Origin of the sequence: Desulforapulum autotrophicum HRM2 (assembly GCF_000020365.1) — a bacterium.
Lineage (GTDB): Bacteria > Desulfobacterota > Desulfobacteria > Desulfobacterales > Desulfobacteraceae > Desulforapulum > Desulforapulum autotrophicum.
Window position 1 is genome coordinate 1,279,241 of sequence record NC_012108.1, and the last position, 16,820, is coordinate 1,296,060.

Genomic DNA, 16,820 nt, shown 5'->3' on the forward strand with positions numbered 1-16,820 from the left:
GTTCTAATTAGTGGCTGATCGAGAACCCGTGTTTGGGCAAAAACTAATCAATCTTTCCGGTGCTATATCTTAAGGGTGAAGAGCTCCATGAGTTCTTTGTTGTCCATCTGCGTTATCCAGGCGCCCTGGGTGTCAGAGGTGGAAATGATCTGGTTGGTCAACGCTTTTTTCTTTTCGATCATAAGGTCTATTTTTTCTTCAATGGTGCCCCTTGTGATGAATTTATGTACCAGCACCCCCCGGGTCTGGCCGATGCGAAAGGCCCGGTCCGTTGCCTGATTTTCAATGGCTGGATTCCACCATCGGTCAAAATGGATCACATGGTTGGCCCGGGTGAGGTTGAGCCCTGTTCCACCGGCCTTGAGGGAGATCACCATAAAGGGAATATACGCTTTTCCCTGGAATTCTTCAATGGCCTGGTGTCTTTTTTTGACGTTGAGACTGCCGTGGATGATGTGTCCCTTCTGGTGGAACACGGTCTCAAGAAATTCTGCCAGGGGAGCCACCATTTCTTTGAACTGGGTAAATACAAGCACCCGTTCACGCTTTGCATGGATGGTTGCGCAGATTTCCATGAGCCGGGTGAATTTGCCACTCTCTTTAGGAATAAAGTCACCTGTGCCAAGGTATTGGTCAGGGTGGTTGCAGATCTGCTTGAACTTTACAAGGGCTGAAAGCACAAGGCCCTTTCTCTGGATTCCCGGGTCGGAACATTCAAGCTTGTCTGCAAGTTTTTTTACAAAATCCATATAAAGTACCTGCTGCTTTCTGGACAGTTCCGGGAAGGTTTTCATCTCAACCTTTTCCGGAAGGTCAGGAACAATGGTTTTGTCCGTCTTCATCCGCCTCAATATATAGGGGGAGACCACCTGCTTTAACCGTCCATAGCCTGCGGGATTATTCTTGAGCTGTTTTGAAAAAGTCTTGAATTCTCCAGCCGTTCCCATCAATCCTGGGTTGATGAAGTCAAACAGGGACCACAGGTCGGACAGGGCGTTTTCAATGGGGGTTCCGGTCATGGTGATGCGGGTGCGGGATCGAAGTTTTTTAACTGTCCTGGACTGTTTTGTTCCCGGATTCTTGATGGCCTGGGCCTCATCCAGGATAAGGGTCCTCCAGGCAACATCTGCCATCCACCCATGGCGCTGGACCATGGCGTAGGTGGTGATCACAAGGTCAAACCCTTCCCATTGATCTGCCGGGTCTGTATCGGCTGTTTTTCGGGTCCTGGACTGTTTCTGGTATCCAGGATGGGCTACATGGTAGTTGAGCGTTGGCAGAAAACGGTGGATTTCAGCTTCCCAGTTTGAAAGAAGGGAGGCCGGCACCACAAGCAGAGAGGTTTGTCCGGGGTCTCGTGTTTTTAAAATGTTTAAAAAGGCAAGGACCTGGACGGTTTTACCAAGGCCCATGTCATCGGCAAGGCAGGCACCAAATCCAAGGGAGTCCAGAAAGGCAAGCCAGTTTACCCCTTCCTGCTGGTAGGGCCTGAGGGTTGCCAGAAATTTCTTGTCCGGGAGTACCCTTGTTATGGATTCAGGTTGTTTGAGCTTGGAGATCACCTGTTCCAGCCATTCACCATTGGAGATTTCCAGATGTGTGAGGTCATCAAGGTGGGCCAGCTTTTCCGGATGAAGCTTGAGGGCCAGGGCTTCACCAATGGTGAGGGCCCCGCCTTTAGCCATCTTCATGGCTGCCGTATAGGCAGACAATAGTCTGTCAAGCTTTACCGGGTCCACCTCTACCCATCTGTTTTTGATCAGGGCAAGCCCCTGGCTTTCTGCAAGAAGTGCCTTTACCTCGTCCTCGGTAAGGGGATCATCTCCAATGAACAGGGTGGCATCCACATTAATTAAAGCGTTCATGCCCACAATGGATGGTTCCCCTGTGCCGAGGCTGATTTTAAGGCAGGGGGCAGCGCTTTTTTTCTTCCACCAGTTTGGAATACGGCAGAGGATGCCGCAATGTTCAAAATGTTTCACCTGCTTGAGAAAGGCAAAGGCTTCCCCTGTTTCCCATGCCAGGTGGTGAAAGAGCTCTCCTGTTTCGATCATTTCCTGGAGCAAAGGGCTTTGTTTTGCGGCCCTGTGGACGGTGGTGAGAAGCTCCAGCATTTTGGGAGGGTCCTCTTTGTACTCTTCCAGGGCCCACTCCAGGGGCCTGTGTTTGCCTGAACCCGTGGTAGCCGTGTAGGTGGCAAGGAACTGGAAGGGATAGGCTGGGTCCTTACTTTCAACCAGATGAAAATAGACCCGCCCTGCCAGGTGGATGCGTGGGCTTAACTCGTTCAGGTATGCTTCGACTGTTCCCGTGTATGCTTTTATCTGACCTGTGAAGACCAGGTTGAGTTTTTTCCACAGCCGGGTCAGAAAATCAAGGTTCAGATATTCCGACCCGACCATGGGCGGGGCTTGACCGGCAAGGATCCCAAGGGCCTGGTCCAACGGTTCAATTTGAGTTTGTTCCCTGAGGGTTTCGATATCAGGGGTCGTTCTTAATTCTTCCAGAAATTGATCGGCAAAAGTTCTGAAGAAATCAAGGGAAGGGGTGAGGGGAATCAGGGGATCGGATGATCCAAGAAAGAGCATCCAATACTCTTGCTCACTGGATTTTTCATTATCGGTGTTTTGGGTGGCGGTGTATCTGTGGTAAATTTTTTCTTCCAGGATGCGCTGTTTATCTCCAACCCTGAAGTCAGCTTTCTCCCAGGTGAGATTCAGGTCCTGGGGGTAAAGAATCTCAACCTTCAGCGTTCTGGCTGTTTCAGCCTTCATTCATCGTTCTCCAAAGTGAGGCAGCTGTTTGATCATTGTCTCTGCCATTGGGTAAAATTGACTCAACTTTTGGACTTCAACTTTAAACAGCCAATCCCGAAAGTTGAGTAAAATTGATGGTCAAACTAGCGGGGCGGGTCAACCGCCTGTTCCAATAATTCAAGGTTTGTCTGGTTTCTTAAAAGATTGAACTTGTGGGCGCTTGATATGGAGCCGTAGATGTTCCCGGCATAGAAACCGGCTTCAACAAAGGTAATGGCCCCGCCAAGGGCAGGGTTGCCCCTTTCAAAGGATTCATGGGCCGCCATGATCAGGGCTGTGTTCAGAACAAACGAAACCAGGGCATCCTGGTAACGCTCGCAGTAGAAAAATCCCATGCCTGGAAATATTGCCGTAAGCCCCGCTAGGGTGGGGCTCTTTTTTTTTGTTGCACGAATGGTGGAGATGGTTTTGTTCACCCTGTCACGACTGTAGGTGTCGGCTCCGGACCTGCTGAGACTGTTGATATGTGTTTCAGCCTTTTCAAGGGCAAGGGGCGTCATGCCCTGGGATTGTTTCAGGCCCATCCATCCAAGGGATGCATGGACGCGATCCTTGGTTGCAATGTCATCGGTCAGAAGTAGCAGGTTCTGGAGAACCGTCTCGGCCTGACCGGCCTTGTCCATTTGTTCAAGGGTTCGAGAGACCATGAAATAGGCTTCGATGACCAGGGGATCCTGGGAAAAGGGAAAAAGAAAGGTTTCAAAGATTTTTCGAGCCTCTTCGTATCTCTTGGTGGCATAGTATGCTTGGCCTGTTAAAAATTGTGCCTGCCTCACCCTTGTGTCTTCAGGAAAAAAATGGATGAACCGTTTGAATTCCACCAGGGCCGTTGACGGGTCCCCGCTGTTAAAACATTGTTGTGCATACCCATACTGCATGTCGGCATCAATATAAATTCCCCCCTTGTTTGACCCAAACGTCGGATCAACAGCCATGACCACCAGGATGAAAAACAACGAAGGGATAAGGGCCATGGAAATTTTAAAATGCGCCAAACCAACGCCGGATTTTTGCCTGGTTTCAAGGCGCGTCAATGGGAGCATATTGAAATATGTGCGCATTGACGTAACGCAGAAAACAGGTAAAAAGACAAGTTGGATGGTACATTTTATTGTTTCCATGGCCCTAAGTGCCTTAACCCAGTTTGATGGGGACGATGGGCTCACGGTTTTTTATACCACCAGAAATCATTTGCCGAGACCGGGTCCAGGGTTACCCTGGATTTGTTGATTACGATTGCAGGCGAGATGCGGGTCTCGTCCCTTCCGCACCGGACAAGTCGGTCACATGCCATGATCCAGCCCATGAACAGCCCGTGGCGTTCCACTGCCTCTTGGGTATAGGCGGAGCAGGTGGGATACATGGGACAGCGATTACCGTCCACAGGGGAGATATATCGATTGTAGAACTCCATGACAGGATGGCTTTGGGTACTGTCCTTCTGGCTTTTAACGCCCTGTCCCCGGGCATTGGCCGGTGCGATGACCATGGGCAGGGTCAGGATTATGGCAAGGGTCATGGATAGGATCATGACCCGGCCAATGGGGAAAAAGAGATTATTCCTGGGTAACACGGAGCACCTCTGCAACGGTTGTCGTGCCTTTGAGTACTTTTTCAATTCCGTTCTGGCGAAGGGTCTGCATACCGTGTTCCAGGGCGATGGCTTTGATCTGGTTGGAATCCGAGGTCTTGAGGATCATGGATTTAAGGGTTTCATCAATCTTCATAATCTCAAGGATGGCCTGCCTGCCCGAGTAACCTGTATTAAAGCATCTGGCGCACCCCTTGGCTTTAAACGCCCTGCATCCGCCCGGAGGAGGATCGGTGATTTTTAAAAGGGCAAGCTCTTCAGCGCTCAGGGTGTACGATTCCTTGCATTGTTCACACAGGATTCTGACCAGTCGCTGGGCAATGACCGCCTTGACCGAGGAGGTGATCAGGTAGGGTTCCACTCCAAGATCGGTAAGCCGGGTCACGGCCCCTGCCGAGTCGTTGGTGTGCAGTGTTGAAAAGACAAGGTGGCCTGTCAGGGCCGACTGTATGGCGATTTCTGCCGTCTCAAGGTCCCGGATCTCCCCCACAAGGATAACGTCCGGATCCTGCCTGACAACAGATCTTAAACCTGCGGCAAAGGTGACCCCGGTTTTACGGTTGACCTGGATCTGTCCGATGCCCATGAGGTTGTATTCCACAGGGTCTTCAATGGTGATGATGTTCTTGTCCGGAGAGTTGATCACCGACAGGGAGGCATAGAGGGTGGTTGTTTTGCCGCTGCCCGTGGGCCCGGTGACAAGTACGATCCCGTTGTTCAGGGTAATCAGCTCTTTGATGGTGGTCATGTTTTGTCTTGAAAAACCAAATTCGTTCAGTTTCAAAAGGGAGCCTGATTTGTTCAAAAGCCTCATGACCAGGCGTTCCCCAAAGGCCGTGGGCACCGTTGAAACCCGGATGTCGATCTTCTGTTCACCGATTTTCACCTCAAGTCTGCCATCCTGGGGGGCTCGTTTTTCGGCAATGTTCATTTTGGCCATGACCTTGATTCTTGAAATCAGGGCAGACTGTATCCATTTGGGGGGAGAGAGCATTTCATAGAGGATACCATCGATGCGGTATCTTACCTGGAGGCTCTCCTGGAAGGGCTCAATGTGAATATCGCTGGCATTGGCCTTGACCGACCTTGAGATGATGTGGTTGACCATCCGTATGACAGGGGCATCGCTTGTATCATCCAGAAGATCGGCCGTCTGTTCGATTTCCATGATGATGTTGGCGCTGTTGCCTTCCAGATCTTCGACCATTTGCTGCACATTGTCGGGACTCTGGTTAAACATGGTGTTGATGGCGGAAAGAATTTCGCTTTTTGGGGCAAGAACGAGATCATAATCGCCAAGATCAAGTATGGCAGCAAGATCATCCACCGCCTGTAGGTCCGAAGGGTCATAAATGGCAATGGTTGATGGACGGGTCTCGTTTACCAGGGGAACCATCAAAAATTTCTTGAGGAAATGGATGGACACCACTTCTGTAAACTCTATCCGGGTATTGGCCGTGGTAAGTTCGGGTTTAAAGGGTATGGTGTAGGTGGCCCCAAGTGCCATGAGAATCGCCTGTTCCGGGAAACGCTTTAAACCCACAAGGGACTCAGTGAATCCCCTGTTCTGATGTCCATAAATTCCCTCAATAATCTGAACGGCATCTTCATCCACAAAGGTTTTTTGGGCAAGATGTTCGATAAAGGTCTGGAGGCTCATTCTTTGTCCCCTGGGGTCTGATACAGCTTTATCTCTCCCTGCTGGCGTACTTCATCAATGGCCTTTCGTTTGATTTTATAAAGTTCGCTGGCCTCAAGGGGGTTCTTGACCACCCTGGGGGTGAGGAACACGTACAGGTTTGTCTTTTCATCGCCCGTGGAGGTGGTTTTAAACAGATAGGAGAGGCCCGGGATATCCCCAAGGCAGGGCACCTTGTATTCTGAGCTTGAGAGGGTTTCATCAATCAGTCCGCCAATGACGACGGTGTTCCCGTCTTCGACGATCAGGGTGGTCTCTATTTTTCGTTTCAGGGTTGTGGGGCGGTCGGTTGATTGGCTGGCTGAACTGTCAAGCTTGGTGATTTCCTGGTAAACATTCAATCGAACCAGCCTGTCCTTGCTGATCTGGGGGGTGATCTTGAGGGTGATACCCACATCCTTGTACTCGTATGAATTGTAGGAGGAAGTGGTTAAGGTGGTGTCATTATCAACAGACGACCGGGTCTGGTAGGGAACGTTCTTGCCGATGGTCAGGGTTGCCTCTTCATTGTCCGTGGTGAGAATCTGGGGGGTGGAGAGAATGTGACTGTCCTTGTCTGACTGGTAGGCCTGGATTACGGCACCAAGGGTGGGAAAGGAGACCCCTCCGATGGTAATGCTTTTGCCCATGATGCCTGCAGAAAAACCAGAACCCAGGCCACCTGCCGCAGCGCTGGTAAAGCTGCCGCCGTCGCTGCCCTTGAAACTGCCAAAATAGACCCCCTGATCATTGCCGTCGGAATCCGTGTCATATCCGTCACCGATCTGCCACTGGGTGCCCAATTCAAAACCGGATTCGACGTTCACCTCCATGATGAGGCACTCGATATAAACCATGGCCCTTGGAATATCGAGTTTGTGGATTACCTCTTCCAGAACCGGATAATCCTCTTTTTCCGCCATGATGATCAAGCTGTTGGTGGCCTTGTCTGCCATGATTTTCACCATGTCCGAGATGACCGGGGCTGTCTTTTTTCCTTCGGTGCTCTGGGCGCTTTTTTTCACGGGCATCTCCTGGAGCACCTTGGCAAGGTCTTCAGCAGTGGCATGTTCCAGGTAGTAGACTCGAATCTTTTCGTCCCCCCTGGGGATTTTTTTATCCAGAAGGCTGACCAGCCTTTTTATCCGGTCGGTTTCAATATCGCTTGCCAGGGCCACAATGGAGTTGGTGCGCTCGTCTGCCACAAATTTTACAATCATATCTACATCAGCCTTGCCTTTTCCGGTACGGGTTCTGGCTGTGAAGATGGTCGAGAGGTTTTTGACAAGCTTTGCGGCATCGGCATTTTCAACGGGAATCACGGAAATGGTTTTTCCAATGCCCATGACATCCACGGCTTCAATGATGGTCAAAAGACGTTCGATATTGGAGAGGGTGTCCGTGATGATGAGGGTGTTGGTGTCGGAATAGGAAAGGGCCACGCTGCCCTTGGATATCAGGGGCGTGAAGAGTTTCTTGAGTTCATCTGCTTCGGCATATTTCAGGGCGATGATCCGGGTGACAACCCTGTCCTTGGGTGATTCTCCTCCCTTTGAGATCCGGGTGTCGATATTTTCAGACCGTGCGTCGGGCGAGGGGATGATTTTGATCACCTGGCCTGCTTCAACTGCGGTAAACCCATTGATGGAAAGCACGGATTCAAATACGCCATAGGCCTCTTTTACAGAGATTTTTGAAGGAGAGATAATGGTGACGTTCCCCTTGACTCTCCGGTCCACCACAAAGTTTCTTCCGGTCAGTTCACTGATGAACTTGATGAATACGTTGATATCAACGTTGTTAAAGTCAATGGAGATATGGTTTTCAGCAATGTTTGCATCCGCTGATTGGGCCTGGGGTAATTGATGTAAAAGGGGTGAAAAAAGAATGATAGCCAGTGTTGCAAGAAAAGGCAGCACTGCAAGTTTATTACTGAACATTGTAAATGATCTCCTTTGTCTTACCTCGCCTTTTTATTTGCAGTTTTGCTTCGGATGCCTGGCTCAGAGTCTGGTAAAGGGCCAGGGCATCACTGATGGAGTTGAGCTCTTTGTTGTCAACACCCATGAGGATGTCACCGTTTTTCAATCCCAGTTTGTTGAAAAGGGTATTGTTTCTTATGCCGTAGATCAATAATCCATCGGGTTTCCCTTTGGAAAAATGGGGTCTGACCCTTACCTGTTTTGTCAGGGTTTCCATGTTGTTGATGGCATCATCGATCACGGATTTCTCAATGGTCATGGTTGATGTATCGTTCGGGTTGTTCAACATGGGGGCAGGGGTGGCGGCACGCCCCGTGGGTGTCTGGGCTTCCATTTCCAGGATCTGGTCCTCCCCGTTGTAGTTCAGAACCACGCTCGATCGAAGTATCTTTTTGATGAGGGCCTTTGAGACCGAGTCTCCTTCGTGGAACAGTGTCTGGGTTCTGGTCTTCTCTTCCTGAATGACGGCAAAGGATTGTCTACCGATTCCCACCACGGTTCCCCATAGTTTCAGGTTGAGTGTCGTTGGGACAAGCACTGTCTCCTCTTGAATCTTCGTGGGCTTTTCCTCTTTTTCAGGCGTAATCGCAGCCTTAAATAGATTCCTTTGGATGATGGCTGTGGAAAGTGTCCCAGGGCGCATTTGTTTATCCTGGGCAATCAATTCCGGAATTTTTTTTCCGGGAGCGGAAAGTTCAGGAATGGAAAAGGTTGCGGTCTCTATCCGGTTGTACATGATTGTAACGCAGAAGTAGATGGCAACCGTCAGCAAGACAATATTTAAACCTGTAAAAATCGTTTTCATAATTTAAAAATCGGTTTCTCCACGGTTCCTGAAAGGGTAAACGGAATGCCCCCATTTTTTTTGTCTTCAAAAAGCATGGTAACAGAGGATAATCCTGCAAAGGCTGTAACAAAGGAGGGGGTTGGCTGGATTTTGCCCTTGAGGTCCAGCCGGGTTTTCTCCATTGATGGATTGAGGAGGCAGGTGCCCGTCAGGGCCATGGCAAATTGAGCGCCTTTGGCATCTAAACGGGTAATCTCCAACCGGTTATTCTGGAGGGTGCAGGAAATCTCAACGCTGGTAAAGTTAAATTCAGACAGGTTGAGCTGCTCAAGAACAGGGGTGTAAAGTTCGGTTTTGAGGTTTGAAAGGTGAAAGACGCCTTTGGCAATCCCCGGCAAGGGTTGCCCGGGGGTGTACATAAGGGTTCCATCCAGCTTGAAGTCCGCCAGGATATCCATTGCGGTGTTGCCATAGTGGAGAGACTTAATTTCAAGCCCTGCAAGCGTTGACACGAGGGTTATCCCGGAGGGAGATGTCCCGGATGGTACTGAAACAGTGCCTGTGACAACACCGTTAAATGCCTCTATCCTGAAATCCAGATCTTTTCTTGAACTAAAAAGAGTGAAAGGTTTCGGGGAGAGGGTAAGTGAACCAAGGGTGATGGCCTTTCCATTAGAAAGAGTCAGCACGGGGTTTATGGTCTTTAATTTCAGGGGAGGTACCAGTTTCACGGGGGAGAGCTCAACCTGGAGTTCCGGGGTGATGTTGTTGAGTCGTTGGGCCATGATGTGGCCTGCCGTTTTTCCGGGAAAAAGCAGGTAGCAAAGGACGAGAAAAGCCAGGACGGCATACCCGATATATAGAAAGGTGGTCTTCACCCCCATCATGCAGCATCTCCTTTGACCAGGGTTTCAGTTTCGACGATGGCGTCTATCAGGGTATTGTCCTTGCCTGTTTTTGACAGCGATAGGGAACGGATATGTACATTGTTCTGCAAGTTTTCAACCCCATGGAGAAAGGCCACAAGTTCCTTGAGATAGAGGGCATCCAATTTTATCTTTACCATGGAAAGGGTATATGTTTTATCGTTCAGCGGTTTGGACGAGGGTTTCATATAGGCCACATTGTCCTTGACGCCGCTTTGCTCTGCCAGGGTGTCGAGAAAGGAAAAAAGGGTGAAATTTTTGTCACGGCTTGAAACAGCATTGGTTTCAACCCTGTTGAGTCCCGAGAGTCTCTGATATTCCTCGTTAAGGGCCACAAGCTGTGTCAATGACGCCTGTTTGGACAAAATCTGCTGTTTGAGAACCTTTTTCCGGTCAAGGGTTGGCAGAAGAATAAATTGAACAACCATAAATACCGTGAGAAAGCCGGCACACACGATCAATGCCTTTTTATCCTGTTTTGAAAGGGTCATATCCGGATAACCTATTGGGTGATCATAAATTTAAATCTGACTCTGTTTCCTGTTTTATCTGCTGCGGCGCTCTGTATCTCAACCTGTTTGAAGAGATCTGAGTCTTCAAGCAACCCCTTTATTTTGTCAATGTCATTGAAATTTGCCGTGGATCCAGACAAAAGAATCCGCCCGGGGTTGAGGATGAATCGTGTGGTTTCAACGTCAATGGTGGCGGGGATCCGGTTTGAGATTTCAGCAAGGGTTTCAATGCAACTCAGTTGGGGTGCGGCAGCAACGCTGTTCTCCATACTGCCAAGACCCGGGGCCTGCTTTAACTGTTCTAATTCTATTTTCATCTGCATCAAAGGATCCACGATTCTGCCCTTTTGGGGAAAGTTTCTTTTAAAAAGCGCCACGCTTGCACCATCAAGGAGAGCGCCTTTTTTTTCCAGCCCATGGATATCATCGTGGAGCTTGAACATAAAGGCTGAAAAAGCCATGGTGGTAAACACGAGCAGGATGGCAATGTTTCTGGCATGGCGTTTTAGAATCGAATCCTCGGCGTAGCGTTCCCGGCAGAAATTCAGAACCGGTTGAGATGTGTTCTGGGCAAGGGCTGCTGCCAGGGCATTGGAATGGTCGTCAAGTTCTGCCAGATGAACCGGAAAATCAAGGGCTTTTTCAAGGTAAACAAACAGGGCTTTGGACGGTTCACCCTGGGAGGTGATGGTGCATTTTTTAGGAAGAAAATTGCCACAGGAACGTTGAGTCTCCCCCTCCATGGTTTGAACAATGGCCCGGACAAAGCCGTCATGGCCGAGGGCTTTGCCAAGGGAACGCACCTGAACAATTTTTCCTTTGACTGAAAGGCAGAGGGTGGTGTGATCGTCGGAACAATCTATCCAAAGGGCGTCCTGTTTTTCCTTGTCTTCAACTGCCAGTATATACTCGGCCGCAATGTAACCCTGAATGGTGATAAGGGCTGGTTTCAGACCTTTTTCCCCTAGGGGGGTGAAATATGCATTGAGAATATTGTCGGGGATTGATGCAGTCAAAAGGGTGTTCTCATCTGTTTTTTCAGCCCTTCCCGGGTCTGTGAAATCCGACACATAGCGCTTGTCTGCCAGGGGAAGGTTGGCAGCAAGCTCAAATTCCAGGACCTGGCGGATCTTCTTTTTAGACCGGAACGGAAGGGTTATGTTTCTGAAGGAGACAGAGGATGAAGGAAGGGCAATGGCAACCGTGGCGATGTCCCGGGGGTCAATCTTTTCCACAAGGGTTGAAATCGCCTTCTGAAAAAGGGGGCTCTCAGTCTCTGTTTCAGGGGAACTCTCCTGGGGGGCAAAGTCGTCAAAGTTGATGACCAGGCTTTTCAATACTGAAAACCCCTTTAACTGCTTTTCAACGACAACAGCCTTAATTGAGCAGTTTCCTATGTCAAGTCCAAGGATCGTTCTTTTCATCTACTGGTTCCTTAATATCCGGATGATTCTGCAACCCCATCTGTTGGTTTCCTCGCCCTTTTTTCTCTGGATAACGGCGGTCACCCTGTGTTCTTTTTCTCCCATGGTGACGGAACACACTACCCTGAAAAAATTGCTCGAGTAAGTGATCAGACGGTCGAACCGCTTTTCTTCTGTATCTGACAGCCCCACTATCTCTTTGTACCACCCCTTGTCAAGGGCGTTCAGGTAATCCCCTTTTTCTTCGTGTTTTTGAACCCGGAAATCAACAAGTTCCTGGGCTTGATCCTCCATGCCCGGGGGAAGAAGCGCCATGAGAACCAGCGCATTGGCTGTGTTGATGTTGATCAATCCGGGAAACTGGTAACGATTTTTTTCTGTCACCGTATCATCCATTCCAAAAACGGTAAAGGTTTCTTGAAATCCCAGGGACGTATCATCCAACCCTTCAAGGGTTTCACTGGCCTGAAGACCCAGGGATAATCCCTTGACCAGAAAAAGCTCCTCCAGCAGATCAAAGGGGCCGTTGGAGCAGGTATAGGGGGGAACAAGATCCTGGTAGTAAGCCGATTCCGCCCCAGATGTGCCGGTTTCAAGATCATCATCCTCGGAATCCAGCCAGTCTTTTAAACTGTTGATAATCTCTGAAGGATCCCTTTCATCCTGGGATTTGTCAGCTGAGATCATGAGATCCAGAAGACGCTCCCAGAGCTCTTTCTGGTCGTTATTAAACGTGTTGCCGGGAAATTTATCCAGCAGTGCGTTGACCTGGATCTTGCCCAGTTCATCCACAATGGAGAGGGTCATCTGACCCGATGGGAATCCAAGGGAGGCGATGGCCCCATTGATCACTTCTGGATCGGCCCAGATCTCCTGGATGGAATCAATGTCGTTTGCATTGGCATCCTCTTCAAGGATCACCATGGCAAGATGGATGCCTGCCATGGCCATTTCCGTGGCCCTGAAGTTTGCCTGGAGGGCGATGGTAAGGTCTGTTGAACGCCTGACCCGTTTTCCAAGTTCAAGGCCTGCTGCGGAAAGAACGGATATGATGGCAAGGCAGACCAGGAGGGCAATCCCCCTTTGGTTGTTTAAAATGGGTGCCATTTGCCGGTGCATGGGTGTCACTCCAGGGGCTGCCTTGAAACAACAAGGGGAATTTCTGTCTGAACGATCTTTGGAGATCCTTGTGTCTTAAGGGTGATTTTTAATTTTATAGACAAGGGAACCGTGTATCCAAAGGTGCTTGATTCCGAGTCCCAGTCGGTCTGTTCGTCGCCTTCGGCGTCAACGTAGCTTAATTCAAAGCCTTGAATGTTGCGGATCAGCACGGGGTCACAGGGGCTTTCCCCCGGGTCGTCAAAGGGCCTTAATAGGTCTGACCGGCACAGATCGATTTCATTTTCATTTTCTTCATTGGTCCTTGCATAATAAATGATTTTTGCCACGCCTGGATGGTTCATGGGTCCAAAGGTAAGGTGATTCAGAGAGGCAAAGCCAAGCCGTGAAATCGAAATGCCTGAGATTTCTTCCTGCACCCCATTGAAACTGAACAGATCCCCGTCTGAAGTGGTCTCGGGACGTACGTACCGCGGGGGACGAGTAATGTACAGGGCGTTGAGATCCATTTCCAGGATGTCCAGCAGAGTCCTCACCCGTTCGTCCTCTGTTAGTGTCCGGGAGACCGCTGTTGTGGATGAGATGAACGAGTTGAATGCGGTGAAAAGGGTGGTCATCAATACGCCGAAGATCACAACGGCAATAAGAATTTCCATGAGGGTGAACCCTTTTATCTGAAACGCCCATTGATGTGTAATCCTCGGCAAGATCTTAGATTTTGTTGTGACCAAGGCAGAAACCCTGAGCTGGCCATGCCGGTTATTGCGGACCAAGGTATCTCCAGGTGGTGAGGGTGAAGTCGTCTTTCCCATGCAGAATTTCGATCGTTATCTTTTTGAGCTGTTTGGCTGAAGTTTCCGAAATAAGGGATGAATCAAAGGTTTGGTATTCAGAGACTTCCCCACGCCATTGATACCCTGGAAAGTTATCTCCGAAATCCCCTTCAAGGGTTGAGTCTTCTTCAAGACTGCGTTCGCAAATGGTTATTGCCTGTCTTGCAAGAAGCAGAGCCGTTGAGTTGAATCGTCCATGTTCCGCAAGTAGAATGTTTGAAGACTGCATCTTGAACAAAGAGACAAATACAATGGAAATAATGGAGAGACTCACCAATATTTCAAGAAGGGTAAAGCCCTTGACGGTGTTTCCTTTTTCCATGTTAGATGCATTGGTCAAAGGAGATGATCCTTTTTTTAAGCTCAACATTGGTGAGAAAGGGTTCGATGACAAGGGTTATATCCTCATCACCATCCGTTAAATGGATCAAGGCCATGTCTGAATACCCCTTCGTGTAAAACCGGATTACAAATTCGTCCGTGTTATTGGGCAAAGCCCGGGGATACTCGACACCCGAGAGGATGGTGTCGCCTGAAAATTGAATACCCTTGTTTTTTGCCTCATCGGTCTGGTTTTCATCCATTGCATCATGTGAGACCCAGATCAGACCCTGTGCAACGTCCACATGCATGACATAATCCCTGCCCGTGGTCATGGCCTGTATCTTTAATCGGTCAATGAGCTGAACTGTTTTTCCAAGAACGTTGTCCGCCGGGGAAAAGGGGTTGAACGCCTGGAAGTTTGGAAGGGCAAACCAGAGAACAATCCCGGTTATGACCAGAACAATGATCAGTTCGATCAGGGTAAACCCACTCTCTTTTGAACGCTTTTTCCTATGAAAGTCATAGAGCAGCAATGCAATTAGAGGCCTTTCATCATTCGTTGCGGCCAGAGCTGATACCATGCTTCGGCCATGCCGGTTATTCAAGTTCCCAGCTATTGATGTCACTGTCCTTGCCTTCTCCCCCAGGAGTTCCGTCACCACCATAGGAGATAATGTCAAAGTCACCATGGACTCCCGGGCACAGATAGAGGTATTCCCTGCTCCAGGGATCTTTAGGCATTTTCCCCTTTTCAAGGTAGCCGCCCTCATTCCATTTTGCAGGAACCGGTTCAGATGTGGGCTGTTCCACAAGGGCCATCAGCCCCTGTTCTGTGGAGGGATAGTTGCCGTTGTCCAGCCGGTAAAGCTTGAGCGCCGTCTCAATGGTTGCGATGTCCACCTGGGCCTTGACCTGTTTTGCCTCGTCCGTTCTTCCCATGAGTCTTGGTACGATAAGACTTGCCAGAATTCCCAGAATTACCACTACAACCATAAGCTCGATCAGGGTAAAGCCCCTTGTGTCTGTTTTCAGCAATTTCATATGAATCCTTATCTTGATGGGTAAAAACCAACCTGTAGCATTTTTTATACGATATATTTTATATCTTTGCTATTTATTTGTTGCTGAATAATCAGGTTTGCGTATCTATTCAGCATCGAAATATAGTTGCCCTGCTGTTTATTGAAAGAAACAGAATGGTGCGATTTTTTTACTGCTTTAAAAGAACGAAAGGGGAAAACAGCCCTAATATTTGACCCGATTCTATGATCGGGCAATTTCCCCTGCCGTGTTCTGATAAGTATTGATCAATTTCTCAGGCAATGTTAATAAATGTGTCAATTGGTTGTACAGAGGAAATGCAATAAACGAGGAGAAAAACGTGAAATCAACACTGAACTTTACAATTTTTATTCTGATCCTCTCCACATTGATTTGCGGCACTGCCCTTGGGGAGACGGTCTATGTCAAGGGGATCATGAAAATAACCATGCGAACAGGGCCGGGGGTTGAACATAAAATTATAGCCATGTTGGAATCCGGTGACAACCTTGAGCTTATCGAGAGTGGTGACGGCTGGTCCCATGTCCGCAATGTCGATGGCAAAGATGGGTGGGTGCTGACCCGTTATGTGACATCTGAGGTGCCGAAGACCCTGATTGCTGATAGACTCAAAAGCGAAAATTCAGCGTTGTCCGAGGTCATTGAAAAGGTCAAGGCTGAGAATGCTGAGTTGGCTGGAATCAAGGCCAAGTTTGAAACCCTTGATCATTCCTATTCCTTGTTGAAAAAAGAGTCGGCCGACTTTCTGATCCTCAAGGAGAAATATGAAAAGGTTGCAAAGGCGTACAAGGATCAGGAGGCGCGCAATGCAGCCCTTGAGAAAAGCCTTGGTAACGAGGATGTCAAGTGGTTTCTGAGCGGGGCTGGTGTTCTTTTTGTCGGTATTCTCCTCGGTATGAGTGCCAGAAAGAAAAAGAGAAACTCGTTGTTATAGGCCCCTGGACAGTGTTATTTTTTTGTCCCGGCAAAAAGGGTAACAATGCCAAAGGTCATGGGTTTCCATCGCACATCGGTAAATCCAGCGGTGACCATTATCTGGGAAAATTTTTTAGGGGAGGGAAATTTCAACACCGAAGCTGGAAGGTAATGATAGGCTCCGGCGTTTTTTGAAAAAAGACTTCCAATGACAGGCAGTATCCGTTTGAAGTAGAAGAGGTAGATCTGTCGGAAGAGTCCTCGTTCAGGTGCGGTAAGCTCAAGAACAACCATCTTTCCGCCGGGTTTCAGGGCATCATGAAATTGCTTGAGTGCCCCCTTCCTGTCCATGATGTTGCGGATGCCAAAGGCGATGAGGACGGCATCAAAGTGTGTTGATTGAAAGGGCAATGCCAGGGCGTTTGCGCACACAAGGGGAATGGTGGCAAAACGCCGGTTTTTTTTGAGTTTCTGCAGACCAAGGGTGAGCATGCCTGGTGAGAAATCCGTGCCAATGATGAAGGCTGCATCTCCGGTCTGGTTTCTGGCCTCCATTGCCACGTCACAGGTGCCGCAGGCAACATCCAGAACAAGCCCTGTTGGAGGGATTTCTGCTGCCAGGACCATTTCCCTTCTCCAGCGAACATCCTGTCTCAGGCTCAGGAAACGGTTTAAAAAGTCATATTTCGGTGCAATGCTGTCAAACATTTCCCGGATAAAATCAAGCTCCATATTCATCGTTGACAATCCTGATTTGTGAGTTAATTTATGTTAATTTTGTAAAGCAGGTATGGGTAGCATATTGCAGTTGAAATTTCAATCTTTAATGGAAGGAGTTGCCTTTAAGCTTC

16 protein-coding genes are annotated in these 16,820 nt (G+C 48.9%); 1 reads left to right on the plus strand and 15 read right to left on the minus strand.

The features are described 5' to 3' along the window. Positions 1 to 62 precede the first annotated feature (62 nt). From HRM2_RS05565 to gspG, 14 genes are all read right to left on the minus strand, one after another. A complete protein-coding gene (locus HRM2_RS05565; protein ID WP_015903028.1) occupies positions 63 to 2,774 on the minus strand; it encodes a DEAD/DEAH box helicase in 2,712 nt (903 codons plus the stop codon). Between the two features lie 125 nt (positions 2,775 to 2,899). After that, the gene (locus tag HRM2_RS05570) at positions 2,900 to 3,790 is read right to left on the minus strand and encodes a tetratricopeptide repeat protein (RefSeq protein WP_232364203.1); all 891 of its coding nucleotides are present in this window, start codon (positions 3,788 to 3,790) and stop codon (positions 2,900 to 2,902) included. Positions 3,791 to 3,978: 188 nt separating this feature from the next. Beyond that, complete coding sequence (gene yidD / locus HRM2_RS05575; RefSeq protein WP_015903030.1) at positions 3,979 to 4,389, minus strand: membrane protein insertion efficiency factor YidD; 411 nt, start codon at positions 4,387 to 4,389, stop codon at positions 3,979 to 3,981. After that, positions 4,373 to 6,067, minus strand: a complete 1,695-nt coding sequence (gene gspE, locus HRM2_RS05580) for a type II secretion system ATPase GspE (RefSeq protein WP_015903031.1) — start codon at positions 6,065 to 6,067, stop codon at positions 4,373 to 4,375. Before gspE ends, yidD begins: the two co-directional genes overlap by 17 nt. Beyond that, a complete protein-coding gene (gene gspD / locus HRM2_RS05585; protein WP_015903032.1) occupies positions 6,064 to 8,025 on the minus strand; it encodes a type II secretion system secretin GspD in 1,962 nt (653 codons plus the stop codon). Before gspD ends, gspE begins: the two co-directional genes overlap by 4 nt. Next, a complete protein-coding gene (locus HRM2_RS05590; RefSeq protein ID WP_015903033.1) occupies positions 8,015 to 8,872 on the minus strand; it encodes a type II secretion system protein N in 858 nt (285 codons plus the stop codon). The genes gspD and HRM2_RS05590 overlap by 11 nt, the downstream gene beginning before the upstream one ends. Beyond that, on the minus strand, positions 8,869 to 9,741 hold the full coding sequence (gene gspN / locus HRM2_RS05595; RefSeq protein WP_015903034.1) for a type II secretion system protein GspN: 873 nt from the start codon (positions 9,739 to 9,741) through the stop codon (positions 8,869 to 8,871). Before gspN ends, HRM2_RS05590 begins: the two co-directional genes overlap by 4 nt. Then, a complete protein-coding gene (locus HRM2_RS05600) occupies positions 9,738 to 10,271 on the minus strand; it encodes a type II secretion system protein M (RefSeq protein WP_015903035.1) in 534 nt (177 codons plus the stop codon). Before HRM2_RS05600 ends, gspN begins: the two co-directional genes overlap by 4 nt. Positions 10,272 to 10,282: 11 nt before the next feature. Beyond that, on the minus strand, positions 10,283 to 11,716 hold the full coding sequence (locus HRM2_RS05605) for a PilN domain-containing protein (RefSeq protein WP_015903036.1): 1,434 nt from the start codon (positions 11,714 to 11,716) through the stop codon (positions 10,283 to 10,285). Beyond that, positions 11,717 to 12,835: a type II secretion system minor pseudopilin gene (locus tag HRM2_RS05610; RefSeq protein ID WP_015903037.1), complete on the minus strand. Its 1,119-nt coding sequence runs from the start codon at positions 12,833 to 12,835 to the stop codon at positions 11,717 to 11,719. A 5-nt stretch (positions 12,836 to 12,840) separates the two neighbouring features. After that, entirely contained in the window at positions 12,841 to 13,647 is an 807-nt protein-coding gene (locus tag HRM2_RS05615) for a prepilin-type N-terminal cleavage/methylation domain-containing protein (protein ID WP_015903038.1), read from the minus strand. Beyond that, complete coding sequence (locus HRM2_RS05620) at positions 13,595 to 13,990, minus strand: type IV pilus modification PilV family protein (RefSeq protein WP_041273071.1); 396 nt, start codon at positions 13,988 to 13,990, stop codon at positions 13,595 to 13,597. Before HRM2_RS05620 ends, HRM2_RS05615 begins: the two co-directional genes overlap by 53 nt. Before the next feature lies 1 nt (position 13,991). Next, positions 13,992 to 14,573, minus strand: a complete 582-nt coding sequence (locus tag HRM2_RS05625; RefSeq protein WP_148214566.1) for a pilus assembly FimT family protein — start codon at positions 14,571 to 14,573, stop codon at positions 13,992 to 13,994. Between the two features lie 16 nt (positions 14,574 to 14,589). After that, entirely contained in the window at positions 14,590 to 15,033 is a 444-nt protein-coding gene (gene gspG / locus HRM2_RS05630; RefSeq protein WP_015903041.1) for a type II secretion system major pseudopilin GspG, read from the minus strand. 340 nt (positions 15,034 to 15,373) lie between these two features. On the opposite strand from gspG, the gene HRM2_RS05635 reads away from it, so the two are divergent. Continuing rightward, entirely contained in the window at positions 15,374 to 15,988 is a 615-nt protein-coding gene (locus HRM2_RS05635) for a TIGR04211 family SH3 domain-containing protein (protein ID WP_015903042.1), read from the plus strand. A 14-nt stretch (positions 15,989 to 16,002) separates the two neighbouring features. Here HRM2_RS05635 and ubiE read toward each other — a convergent pair whose 3' ends face one another. Next, a complete protein-coding gene (ubiE, locus tag HRM2_RS05640; protein WP_232364204.1) occupies positions 16,003 to 16,701 on the minus strand; it encodes a bifunctional demethylmenaquinone methyltransferase/2-methoxy-6-polyprenyl-1,4-benzoquinol methylase UbiE in 699 nt (232 codons plus the stop codon). Positions 16,702 to 16,820: the final 119 nt, after the last annotated feature.